We start from the raw sequence: 11,585 nt of genomic DNA, 5'->3' as shown, positions 1-11,585 counted from the left end.
GCTCAGCCGGTGTGGTCAATCGACGGGCCTTGAACCGTACCGCTGCGCGGGTCCTGCAGGAGCTGGGCGCTCGCATTGACCCCCAGGACTTGGTCGGACGGCTGTCAGTCAGCCAGCAGCAGCTGGTTGAGATCGCCAAGGTATATGCGAGCCAGCCCCGCATCGTGGTCTTCGATGAGCCGACATCCTCCCTGAGTGAGCATGAGGCTCAAGCGCTGTTTCGTGTGATCGAGCGTATGCGCGCTAACGACATTGCCATCATCTACATCAGTCATCGACTCAGGGAAGTGCTCGATATCTCTGACCGGGTCACGGTGCTCCGCGACGGCCGCATGATCGACTGCCGCCCGGCACAGGGCCTGACGCCTCAGGAGATGATCCGGCTAATGGTGGGACGCGACCTCGATGACGTGTTCCCTAAGCGTGAAGTCACCATCGGGAACCCTGTCCTCGAGGTGTCCGGGCTGAGCCGTGTGGGCGTCTTCGAAGACATCTCCCTGACCGCGAAATCCGGAGAGATCGTGGGGCTGGCCGGCCTGGTCGGCGCTGGCAGGACTGAGGTCGCGCGTGCCATCTTTGGTCTCGACCGGCACGACGCCGGCAGCATTCGGCTGAATGGGCAAGAGCTCACCATCCGCCGTCCTAAGAGCGCCGTACGCGCCGGAATCGCCTACGTCCCCGAGGATCGCAAGCGCGACGGCGTCGCGCTCTCCCTCTCGGTGAAGGACAACATTACCCTTTCGGTTCTGCGACGCGTCTCGAAGCTGGGATGGATTCGTCGCGGACAGGAACGCGTGTTGGCACAGCAGAAGGCCGAGGAGCTCTACGTGTCGCCTCCGGCAATCGATCGCAAGGTGGCGACGTTCAGCGGCGGAAACCAGCAGAAGGTCGTCCTCGCCAAGTGGCTGGCCACCGAACCTAAGGTTCTGATTCTCGATGAACCCACCCGTGGAGTTGATGTCGGGGCCAAAGCAGATATTCACACCATCATCGGCGAACTGGCCGAGAGAGGGGTCGCGATCATCATGATCTCCTCAGAACTTCCAGAGATCCTCGCGGTCAGCGATCGCGTCTATGTGCTTCACGAAGGGCGGATGACCGCTGAGCTGGAGCGCTCTGACGCCACAGAAGAATCAGTCATGAGCGCTGCGACGGGGGAGGTGATGGCAGCATGACCTCAGCAACGACTCTGCCCCCGCGGGTCACAGAGGAGAGGGCGACCCAGCGCATATTGGGATGGATTGCTCTGCCTGCGGGCATCGCCCTACTGGTCCTCGTCGGCAGTCTCCTGAGTGAGCAGTTCCTCACGACACGCAACCTCACCAACGTGCTGATCAATATGTCGCTGGTGGGAATCATCGTCGTCGGCATGACCTTCGTCTTTATTGTCAGAGGTCTCGCCGACCTCTCTGTGCCTGCCATGGTCGCCATCGGCGCCCTGCTTGCGCTGGGCCTGCAGCCGAGCCTGGGCAGCATCCCGGCAGCGCTGGTTGGAATCCTTGCCGCCTCTGCCGCGGGGTTGGTCAACGGTGTCCTCATTGGCTATTCCAAACTCAATCCAGTCATCACGACTCTGGCCACGGGCACCATCGTGCTGGGAATCGCTCAGGCCTCAGTAGGTGGCGTGATCGTCTATGGGAACGACCCTCAGCTGCAGTCGTTGCTCACCGGTCGCATCTTCTTCGGAATCCCCACCATCGTGCTGATCTTCCTGGCCGTGGCGCTCGGGGGGCATCTTCTGCTGGGCCGAACGACTTTTGGACGCTGGGTCTACGCGGCTGGATCCAATCCGCAGGCCACCAAAGCCAGCGCGGTACCGCTTGATTTCACCAAAGCCGTCGCATTCTGGATGACCGCCACTTTGGCCGGCTTCAGTGGGGTCCTGCTCGGCTTGACCCTTCAGACAGCTCGACCGGGCATCGGCACTGGCTATGAGTTCGATGCGATTACCGCCGTGGTCGTCGGTGGCGTGAGCCTGCTCGGGGGCTTCGGCAATATCCCTCGTGCCATCGGCGGGCTCCTCCTCGTCACTCTGCTGAGCAACATCATGGTGCTCAACGGGATCCCCACTCAGTCCCAAGGTCTCGTGATGGGTGCCCTCATCGCAGGAGCTGTGGCCTTGGATGTCTACCTGCGACGCCGCGGAGGTGCAGCATGAACTCGCTGAAGAGAGTTTTCGAGAACCCCGCTGTTCTCACTCTGATCCATTATCGCGTCATCGTCATCCTTGCAGCCACCCTCATTCTGGCCGTCTCCTTCGTACCAGGGCTCACGGAGTTCCGAACGTTAAGTCTCAGCCTCGACCGCACCGCCACCCTCGGGCTCGTTGCGGTAGGACTGACGGTGGTACTCCTGATGGGCAAGCTGGACCTGTCCGTCGGCTCAACCCTGGCCCTCTCAGGCATCGCCACCATAGGTCTGCAGGCCCAGTTAGGACCGACGGGCGCGGCCCTGGTCGGTCTCCTAGTGGGAGTGCTCGCCGGAGTCCTCAACGGTTTCTTGGTGGTTGTTCTCCAGATCAACTCGTTGGTCGCGACGCTGGCCTCGATGATCTTCCTGCGCGCCCTCTGCCACTTCCTCACGGACTCGAATCCGGTCAGCGGAGAAGACCCACTCTTCGGCCTCACCGTGACCCGGTCGCTGGGAGGGACTTTCTCCCCCCGGACGTACGTGTTCCTCATCGCCATCGTCCTGCTCTTCGTATGGCTGACGTACACCGTGGCGGGCCGTCACCTCTACGCCGTCGGCAGCAATGAGGACAGTGCCACGGCGTCGGGAATCCGTTCTAGCCGCTACGTCTTCGGAGCCTTCGTCTTCAGCGGTCTCACTGCCGGCGCGGCCGGTGTCATGCAATCACTGGCAACCAACACTGGATCCCCGGTCTTCGGCGAAACGGTTGCGCTGACCGCCATTGCTGCAGTCGTCATCGGCGGCACACGACTTGAAGGCGGCCGGGGATCGGCATTGGGCACCTTGGGGGGTGTGCTCGTGCTGGCAGCAATCACCACCACTCTGGAGTACGAGTCAGTCCCGACGTATTACCAGAACATCGTCACCGGCAGCATTCTGCTGCTGCTCATCCTCTTGGACCGCATCGCCTCCAACAGTCCGCGGTCGGCCCTGTCACTCACGTCGCTGCTTCCCTCTCGGAACAGCGAACGAGTACCCACCCAGTAAGAAAAGAAGGGATAGTCCCGTGAAATCACCACTACGCCTTGGAGCCCTCACTGCCGCTGGAGCGATGCTGCTCACCAGCTGCGGAGGCATTGGCAACGAAAACGCCAATGCTGACGGCGCAGAGTCGGCTGAAGGTCTCGACATCTGCTACGTAGCCGCCGCGGAGTCGCACGCCTATGCATCCCCCGCCAACGCCGCCTTCCAAGAGGCGGCTGAGGAGCAAGGAGTCAACGTCACCCTGCTCAGTCAGGAGTTCGATGCCCAAACCGGTACGGACCAGCTGCGCACCTGCATCGGCCGGAATCCGGACGGCATCGTCCTCTGGCCCGTGGACCCGCAGGCCTACATCCCCGGACTTGTGGAAGCCCAAGACGCCGGAATTCCTCTCGTGCTGATCAACAGTCCGATGGATGACGACGCCGAAGGTCTGTACACCTCGTTCACCGGTCCCGACACCTACGAACAGGGACGCTTGGCGGCTGACGTGCTGAACGACGAGCTCGGTGGAGAGGGTCAGATCGTCATCATTGCCGGGCAGGCCGGCAACGGTACGACTCTCGGACGCACCGGAGGCTTCAACGATGCCCTGGAGGAGATGGGATCGAGCATCGAAGTCCTCCAAACCGTCAATGCCGATTTCGACCAGCAACGCGCACTTGAGCTGAGCCGCGACCTCATCTCCCGTTACGGCGACGACATCGACGGTGTATACGCCAATGATGACACCATGGCTCGCGGGTTCATTGACGCGTGGACCGAATCCGGTCGCGACGTGGAAGACATGCCCGCCATCGTCGGTATCAACGGACAGCAGGACGCCTTCGAGAGCATCGAAGCTGGTTACTATACGGCGACAATCGTGCAGTCTCCCGAAGAGGACGGACGCCTGGCCCTAGAAACCATCGTCGCAGCTGCTACCGGTGAGGAGGTCGACAGCCGGATTCCGATCCCGCTGACAGTCGTTACCGAGGAAAACGTCGCGGATGAGGAGCCGGCGTTCTAGGACCTCTTGGTCAGCGCAACAAGGCCTGGGTGGCCTGTCTGATTCCTCAGGCAGGTCGCCCAGGCCTCCGTTGTTAAGCAGAATCCCTCACGACGAGCTCAGGTTGAAGGACCACGTGGTTGTGCCGGGGCCGTGAACTCACATCTTTGAACAGCTCCAGGAGCATACGCACGGCCGTGGCCCCCATCAGCTTTCGTGGCTGCCGGATAGTGGTGAGGGCTGGGGCAGAGACCTCCGCCCATGCGAGATCGTCATAACCAATGACCGCGACGTCCTCGGGCACTCTCAGTCCATGACGACTCAAAGACTGCAGCACTCCCAGGGCTAAGAGGTCATTTGCGCACAGGATGCCCGTGGGGCGTTCTTGCGGAGACATCTCGGCAAGTCGGGTACCGGCATATCGCCCCGTGTCCACCGTCCACGAGTCAGTCTCCAACACTTCCAGACGCACACCACCGTGCTTTGCCACGGCACTCTGCATCCCTTCCAGACGGGCACGCACCTTAGGGGACGTGTGAGGATGGCCTACCAAGGCGATCGAACGGTGTCCCGTGTTCATCAGGTGCTGAGCCGCCATCGCTCCGCCGCGCTCATCATCGACGATAACGCTCCACCCCTGAGTGGCGTTGCGGCCGACCCGGTCGACGAAGACCATGGGCACACCGCGATCATGGAGCATCTGCAGCCGTGAGGACGACTCGTCGACCGGGGAGATGATGAGCCCCTGGACCCGATGCTGGACGAGCAGATCGAGGTTCTGGTTCTCCACTTCCGGGTCGTAAGCACTATTGGTGATGACCACACCGATATCGTGCTGACGCGCCAGCTCCTCGGCTCCGAGCGCCACATCGACAAAGAAGGGATTGTCCAGGTTGGCGACAGCAATGCCAAGCGTCCGTTCCCGTCCAGGGCGAAACTGCCGAGCATTCTGCGTAGGGTGGAAATCGAGCTCGTCGATGGCCCGCAGAACACGCTCGCGCGTTTCTTCCTTGACGTAATAGGGACGGTTCAGAACGTTGCTGACTGTCCCCGCGGAGACCCCCGCGTGCGCAGCGACGTCACGAATGGTGACAGATCTGCGGGATGTGCGCCTGCCCTCGGCGCCATCGGCTGGAACAGTGGGGCTCATTGACGACATCCTACGTCGACCGGCACCCCCTCATCCCATGTGGTCCCGTTGATCACCAAGACATCTGGGTTCCGCCGACACGGTCGGCTTCGATCTTTTCCTGGTATCCGGATTCTGCATAGGCCCGCATGGGGTTCCCGGGCAGGCCGCGGGACTCACGCCAGGCCGCCAGATCAGCGCGCACATCAGTGTAGAACGCATCCATGAACACCTCATGGGCACCCAGCACATCCCCAGCCTGCTGGGCCTGATTCAGCGCATCGCAGTCCACAAGCAGGGCACGGGCGGTCATTTCCTGAACGTTGAGCACGCTGCGGATCTGGCCCGGAATCTTCTTCTCGATGTTGTGGCACTGGTCGAGCATGAAAGCCACACCGGAGTCGGGCTCATAGCCACCGCCGCGAATGACCTCAAAGAGGATGCGGAAGAGCTGGAAGGGGTCCGCCGAGCCCACGATCAGGTCGTCGTCGGCGTAGAAGCGGGAGTTGAAGTCAAAGGAGCCGAGCTTTCCAACGCGCAGCAGCTGAGCCACGATGAACTCGATGTTGGTGCTCGGCGCATGGTGGCCAGTATCCAGGCAGACCATGGCCTTCTCGCCCAGGGACTGGACCTGCACCAGAGCGGTACCCCAGTCCGGAACGTCCATGTGGTAGAACGCCGGTTCGAAGATCTTGTACTCCAGCACCAGGCGCTGTTCCTCGCCCAAGCGTTCATAGATCTTCTGCAGCGACTCGTTCAGCCAGTCCTGGCGGGCGCGGATATCAGCCTGGCCAGGGTAGTTAGAACCATCGGCCAACCAGATCTTCAGATCCTGAGAGCCGGTGGCGTGCATGATGTCGATGCACTCGAAGTGGTGATCCACAGCCTTCTGACGGATGGCTGGATCATGGTGGGTCAGGCCGCCGAGCTTGTAGTCGTCGTCCTGGAATGTGTTGGAGTTGATGGTGCCGATCTCCACGCCCTGCTCGCGAGCGTAGTCCGTCAGCGCACTGTAGTCCTCCACTTTGTCCCACGGGATATGCAGCGCCACCTTCGGGGCGAGCCCGGTGAAGCGGTTGACGGTGGCGGCGTCGGCGATCTTCTCCTCCACAGTGCGGGGGGTGCCCGGGGAGCCGAAGACTTTGAAGCGGGTTCCGGAGTTGCCGTAGGCCCAGGAGGGAACCTCGATGGCCTGGTGCTCCAGCTGGGGGGCGATCTGCTCGAAGGTGGTCATCTTTCCTCAGTTCTCGAGTGCATCTAACTGGTCCTCCAGATGGAAGACTTCGGTCAGTTCCAGGAAGCCGGTGTCCGGCCGGGCGCCGTCGAGGTCCACGAAGAACTCGCTCATCTGGGCCTGCCAGCGGGCGTTGACCTCTTCGGCATCCATGGCGGCCTGGGCGGCTTCCAGGGATTCCACCTCGACGTAGCCGATGAGGAGGCCGTCCTCGCGCAAGAACAGCGAGTAGTTGTGCCACCCGGAGCGCTTCAGCGCCCGCAGCATCTCGGGCCAGACAGCCCGGTGGTGCTCGGTGTACTCCGCCAGGCGCTCAGGTTTGACCTGGAGCTGGAAGCAGACTCGTCGCACGGCGTTCCTTTCTGTACTGGTCCTGCGGGCGGGGACCCCCGCCACGGCTGCGCTCTTCTCAACCAGTGCTGCGGTTTTCGTCGTCATGTCCGGTTATTCCGACGACAACAGCAACACCCGTTTCGGTGCAGTCACAGCCGCGGCGCATCCGGTGTTATGACCGGCCGCTCAGGTGCGGGGTGCATCTCATCATGTAATTGAATCGTTTTAATTCTTGCTATCCATCGTATGGCGAGCATCACAGCATGTCAACGAGAAACCGATTTCTCAGATTATGCTCCGCTGCCGACCTTCTCAACAGGGGGACGACGGCGGCACCGTCTCTTGGAAGCACGGTGCCGGCGTCGTCGGGTCCCCGCCTCGACTAGAAGTCGAAGTCGTCGATGTTCTCCGCGGTGAAGACGAACGGATCGCCCAGCAGGACTTCACCGCCCTCACCCACGGTGTACTCACCCAGACGTCCGGCCTCGAAGGTGTCTCCCTCGTTGCCCTCGATCTCACCGGTGGCCAGAGCGTGAGCAGCCCAGGCTGCCAGGTACCCCAGATCCTCCGGGTTCCACAGGGCGAAGGCCTCCACCGTGCCGTCCTCGATGTACTCCCGCATCTGGTTGGGGGTGCCCAGTCCGGTGACGGCCACTTCTCCGGCGTAGTTGGAGTCAGAGATGTAGCGGGCGGCCGCGGCGATGCCCACGGTGGTCGGGGAGACGATCGCGTCCAGGTCCGAGTGGGTCTGCAGCAGGGCTGCAGTCTGGTCGAAGGAGCGCTGATCGTCATCGTCGCCGTAGACCACGTCCACCAGTTCGATGTCCGGATAGTTGGCCTCCAGCTCGGCCTCCATCAGCTCAATCCAGTGGTTCTGGTTGGTGGCGTTGGCGGCCGCGGAGAGGATGGCAATCTGGCCTTCTCCGCCGATCTGCTCGGCCACCAGCTCCACCTGGGCGCTGGCGATGCCCTCGGCGCTGGCCTGGTTGATGAACAGGTCGCGGCAGTCGGGGCTGGTGTCCGAGTCGAAGGTCACCACAGCCACGCCCACGTCGCGCGCCTCATTCAGGGCGTCACAGATGGCGCTGGGGTCGTTGGCGGAGATCACCAGGGCGTCCTCACCCTGCTGGGCAGCGGTGTTGATGTACTGCACCTGACCATCAGGAGTGGCCTCCTGCGGCCCCACCTCGGAGTAGCTGCCGCCGAACTCCTCGATGGCCTCGGCACCGCCGGCGTTGGAGGTGTCGAAGTAGGGGTTGCCCAGGTTCTTGGGCAGGAAGGTGATGTTCAGATCCTCACCGTCGGAGCCGGCGTCGCCGCCGTTTCCGCCGTCGCCTCCGCAGGCTGTGAGGACCAGTGCGGCGCTCATGCCGGTCGCTGCCAGCACCGAGAGCCGGGTGCGCAGTGCGGTGTTCCTCTTCATGGTTACCTCTTTTCCTTTCCGGGTCTCCACCGTTGGAGGCCCGAGACAATCTGTGGGGCCATCACCGAGGCAATGAGCAGCACGCCGATGATGATGTTGATGACGTTGACGGTCACACCCTCCAGGCGCAGGGCGGAGGAGATCACGCCGATGAGCAGCACCCCGGCGATCACGCCGTGCAGCGCACCGCGACCGCCGAAGATCAGCACGCCGCCCAGCAGCACCGCGGCGATGACCTCCAGCTCCAGGCCGGTGGCGTTGTCACCGCGGGAATTTCCGAAGCGCAGCGTGTAGAAGATTCCCGCCAGTGCGGAGACCGCACCGGAGAGGATGAAGGTGGTCATCTGGGACCGCGCCACGTTGACGCCGCTGAAGCGCGCGGCCTCCTCGTTATGCCCGATGTCGTAGAGACCGCGACCGAACGGGGTGAAGTGCAGCAGGACCGCGAAGACCGCGATGAGTACCACGACCGGTACGACGACGGCGGGCACCCGGGACTCTCCCAGGGATGAGGTTGCCAGCGAGGTCCACTCCGGGTCGAAGTCGGTCAGGGCGGTGGTGCCGAGCAGGCCCACCGCGATGCCGCGGAACAGCGCCATGGTGCCGATCGTCACCGCCAGTGAAGGCAGCTTCACATACGCCACGAGGAATCCGTTGAGGCCACCGCAGAGGACGCCCACCAGGATCGCCAGCGCTCCGGCGACCGGGATGGAGAGGCCCCATTCGACGTGGAAGATGCCCACCAGCACGGAGGAGAGCCCCATGATGCTGGCGACCGAGAGGTCGATCTGTCCGGTGATGATCACTAGCGTCATGGGCAGAGCGATCATCATCAGAGGGGCGATGTCCAGCAGCAGGTAGCGCACGGTCAGGGGCCCGGAGAAGTTCTCCACCGAGACCGTCGCCCAGAGCCACACCAGCGCCAGCAGGGCAATGATGAGGAACTCCGTGGTGATGAAGGCGCGGAACCACCAGGGTCGGTGGTAGTTGGCGTAGCGGCGGCGCCGCTCGCCCAGCTGAACGGACTCGGCCGCCGCCGGTGCCGGCGTCGTGGTGGTCATCGTTGCCTCGCTTCCTGAAGCTTGCGGCTCTGGCGGGCGGACAGGTACCGGTCCAGAACAATGGCGCCGATGATGAGAGCGCCGACCACAGCCCGCTGCCAGAAGTCGGGAATGCCGATGATGGGCAGGGTGCGGTTGATGGTCATCAGCAGGATCGCGCCGAAGGCCGCGCCCCAGACTGTGCCGGAGCCGCCGAAAATGGCGATGCCGCCGATCACTGCCGCGCCGATGGCCTGCAACTCCCAGCCCATTCCGGCTCCGGAGCTGACGGTGCCGTACCGGGCGGCGTACATGACCCCGGCCAGGCCGGCGAGCGCACCGCCGACCACGAAGGCGGTGATCACACGCTTGGTGGTGGGCAGCCCGTAGAGGGTTGCTGCCTCGGGGTTGGAACCGATGGCATACATCTCGCGACCGCTGCGGGTGGAGGCCAGCCAGTAGGCGGCCGCCAGAAGCACGACGACGGCGACGATGGTCAGCAGCGGAATGGTGGCGACCTGGTAGGTGCCCAGGCGCAGGAATTCGCGCGGCATATCCGAGGCATTGATGCGGTCGCTGCCGGCCCAGGTGAGCACCGCACCGCGGTAGATGTACATGGTGCCCAGGGTGACCACCAGGGCGGGGACCTTGCCAAAGGCCACCAGTGCACCGTTGATGAGCCCGAGGCCGGCACCGACGAGGATGCCGATCAGCACCACCGCCACCACCGGGATTCCTGGGATATCGATGAAGAGGCGGCCGGTCAGGTACGCGGTGATCGCCAGGGTTGAGCCCACCGAGAGGTCAACGTTGCGGGTGATGATCACGATCGCTGACCCGACCGCCATGACGATGAGGATTGATGGGGTCAGCAGCAGATCCCGCCACCCCTGTCCGCTAAAGAGGAACGACTGATTCATGCTCGTCGCCACCGCAATCACCGCGAGGATGACTAGCACGATGGCTGTCTCGCGGGAGGCCAGGACGTTGCGGATCAGCCGTTGAGCGGTGCTCATCTGGCTGGGACGTGCCAGTGCCGCAACGGAACTGGCGCTCTGGGTGCCGTGCTCCTGAGTGTTGGTGCTCATGCGACGGCCTCCTCTCGGATGGCTTCGTGGCGGGCGGTGGCCGCGTGCATGACCTTCTCCGCCGTGGCCTCTTCACGGCTGAGCTCGGCGCTGATGCGCCCTTCGCTGATGACCAGAACGCGATCGGCCATCCCGAGGACTTCCGGCAGTTCGGAGGAGATCATGAGAATCGCCATGCCCTCCCCGGCCAGCTGCGAGAGCAGTCGGTGGACCTCAGACTTGGTGCCGACGTCGATGCCGCGGGTGGGCTCATCGATGATGAGCAGCTTGGGATCAGTTGCCAGCCATTTGGCGATGGCGACCTTCTGCTGGTTGCCACCACTCATGGTGGCGGCGTTCATCGACAGCGCGGACGTCTTGACCTGCAGACGCGACGCCCACGGTCCTGCAGCCCGGTTCTCGGAGGCTGCGCTGATGAGGCCCAGGCGCGCCAGGCGGGATCGGATGGCGGCCCCAATGTTGCGAGCCACCGAGGACTCCACGACCAGCCCCTGCTGGCGGCGGTCCTCGGGCACCAATGCCATCCCTGCGTTGATCGCCGCGGTGGGGCTGTGCTTGCCCACGGAACGTCCGTGCATCCGTACGGTGCCGGCGTCGTAGGGGTCCACGCCGAAGACAGCGCGTGCAATCTCGCTGCGCCCGGCACCGACCAAGCCAGCTAGGCCCACGATCTCCCCGGCGCGGACCGTGAAGCTCACATCGGAGAAGACTCCGGCGGCCGTGAGACCCTCAACCTCCAGCACGGTTTCGCCGATCTCGGCGGGGATCTTGGGGTAGAGCTCGGTGACTTCGCGACCCACCATCATGGTGACCAGCTCATCATTGGTGGTCTGGTCCGTGGGGGTGGTGCCCACGTAGGCGCCGTCGCGCATGACGGTGATGGTGTCGCACAGGTCGAAGATCTCGTCGAAGCGATGGGAGATGAAGACGATCCCGCGCCCCTCATCCCGCAGGCTGCGCGCCACGGCGAACAGGCGTTCGACTTCCACGCCGGAGAGCGCGGCGGTGGGCTCATCCATGATGAGCAGGTGCGCGTCAAGGGAGATGGCTTTAGCGATCTCGATGATCTGCTGATCTGCAATGGAAAGCCCCTGGGCCGGCCGACGGGGATCCAGGTCAACCCCGAGGCGGGTGAAGATCCGCTCCGCCTCGGCGATCATGGCCTGCTTGTCGATGCGT

Annotated in this window: 11 protein-coding genes; 4 read left to right on the top strand and 7 right to left on the bottom strand. The window is 63.5% G+C overall.

Annotated features, from left to right (window positions below; translation table 11 throughout):
• The 4 genes from TX78_RS09380 to TX78_RS09365 all read left to right on the top strand — a co-directional run.
• Positions 1-1,175: sugar ABC transporter ATP-binding protein (locus TX78_RS09380; RefSeq protein ID WP_199765269.1), on the top strand; the 1,175-nt coding region annotated here is incomplete at its 5' end.
• Complete coding sequence (locus TX78_RS09375) at positions 1,172-2,158, top strand: ABC transporter permease (RefSeq protein ID WP_049897743.1); 987 nt, start codon at positions 1,172-1,174, stop codon at positions 2,156-2,158. The genes TX78_RS09380 and TX78_RS09375, both read left to right, overlap by 4 nt.
• A complete protein-coding gene (locus TX78_RS09370) occupies positions 2,155-3,177 on the top strand; it encodes an ABC transporter permease (RefSeq protein ID WP_044495704.1) in 1,023 nt (340 codons plus the stop codon). Before TX78_RS09375 ends, TX78_RS09370 begins: the two co-directional genes overlap by 4 nt.
• Positions 3,178-3,196: 19 nt before the next feature.
• Positions 3,197-4,180, top strand: a complete 984-nt coding sequence (locus tag TX78_RS09365) for a sugar ABC transporter substrate-binding protein (RefSeq protein WP_233722228.1) — start codon at positions 3,197-3,199, stop codon at positions 4,178-4,180.
• 73 nt (positions 4,181-4,253) lie between these two features.
• Here TX78_RS09365 and TX78_RS09360 read toward each other — a convergent pair whose 3' ends face one another.
• From TX78_RS09360 to TX78_RS09330, 7 genes are all read right to left on the bottom strand, one after another.
• Entirely contained in the window at positions 4,254-5,309 is a 1,056-nt protein-coding gene (locus tag TX78_RS09360) for a LacI family DNA-binding transcriptional regulator (RefSeq protein WP_044495702.1), read from the bottom strand.
• A 52-nt stretch (positions 5,310-5,361) separates the two neighbouring features.
• Positions 5,362-6,522, bottom strand: a complete 1,161-nt coding sequence (rhaI, locus tag TX78_RS09355) for an L-rhamnose isomerase (RefSeq protein ID WP_044495701.1) — start codon at positions 6,520-6,522, stop codon at positions 5,362-5,364.
• Between the two features lie 6 nt (positions 6,523-6,528).
• Entirely contained in the window at positions 6,529-6,960 is a 432-nt protein-coding gene (locus TX78_RS09350; protein WP_199765268.1) for an L-rhamnose mutarotase, read from the bottom strand.
• A gap of 277 nt (positions 6,961-7,237) precedes the next feature.
• A complete protein-coding gene (rhaS, locus tag TX78_RS09345; RefSeq protein ID WP_044495698.1) occupies positions 7,238-8,278 on the bottom strand; it encodes a rhamnose ABC transporter substrate-binding protein in 1,041 nt (346 codons plus the stop codon).
• A gap of 2 nt (positions 8,279-8,280) precedes the next feature.
• Positions 8,281-9,339 (bottom strand): ABC transporter permease, encoded by a 1,059-nt coding sequence (locus TX78_RS09340; protein WP_044495697.1) that lies wholly within the window; start codon positions 9,337-9,339, stop codon positions 8,281-8,283.
• On the bottom strand, positions 9,336-10,406 hold the full coding sequence (locus tag TX78_RS09335; RefSeq protein ID WP_049897741.1) for an ABC transporter permease: 1,071 nt from the start codon (positions 10,404-10,406) through the stop codon (positions 9,336-9,338). The genes TX78_RS09340 and TX78_RS09335 overlap by 4 nt, the downstream gene beginning before the upstream one ends.
• Positions 10,403-11,585 (bottom strand): sugar ABC transporter ATP-binding protein (locus tag TX78_RS09330; RefSeq protein ID WP_044495867.1); only part of this gene is annotated, 1,183 nt, incomplete at its 5' end. The genes TX78_RS09330 and TX78_RS09335, both read right to left, overlap by 4 nt.

The sequence above is a fragment of the Nesterenkonia massiliensis genome (assembly GCF_000455245.1).
GTDB lineage: Bacteria > Actinomycetota > Actinomycetes > Actinomycetales > Micrococcaceae > Nesterenkonia > Nesterenkonia rhizosphaerae.
Note: the sequence above shows the minus strand (reverse complement) of the source record. Positions and strands in the feature narration are given on the sequence as shown.

What these genes read in the sequence shown, in the direction of transcription:
- TX78_RS09375 (WP_049897743.1), top strand. Translation starts at nt 1,172, where the DNA reads ATGACCTCAGCAACGACTCTGCCCCCGCGGGTCACAGAGGAGAGGGCG.
- rhaS (WP_044495698.1), bottom strand. Translation starts at nt 8,278, where the DNA reads ATGAAGAGGAACACCGCACTGCGCACCCGGCTCTCGGTGCTGGCAGCG.
- TX78_RS09360 (WP_044495702.1), bottom strand. Translation starts at nt 5,309, where the DNA reads ATGAGCCCCACTGTTCCAGCCGATGGCGCCGAGGGCAGGCGCACATCC.
- TX78_RS09350 (WP_199765268.1), bottom strand. Translation starts at nt 6,960, where the DNA reads ATGACGACGAAAACCGCAGCACTGGTTGAGAAGAGCGCAGCCGTGGCG.
- TX78_RS09370 (WP_044495704.1), top strand. Translation starts at nt 2,155, where the DNA reads ATGAACTCGCTGAAGAGAGTTTTCGAGAACCCCGCTGTTCTCACTCTG.
- rhaI (WP_044495701.1), bottom strand. Translation starts at nt 6,522, where the DNA reads ATGACCACCTTCGAGCAGATCGCCCCCCAGCTGGAGCACCAGGCCATC.
- TX78_RS09340 (WP_044495697.1), bottom strand. Translation starts at nt 9,339, where the DNA reads ATGACCACCACGACGCCGGCACCGGCGGCGGCCGAGTCCGTTCAGCTG.
- TX78_RS09335 (WP_049897741.1), bottom strand. Translation starts at nt 10,406, where the DNA reads ATGAGCACCAACACTCAGGAGCACGGCACCCAGAGCGCCAGTTCCGTT.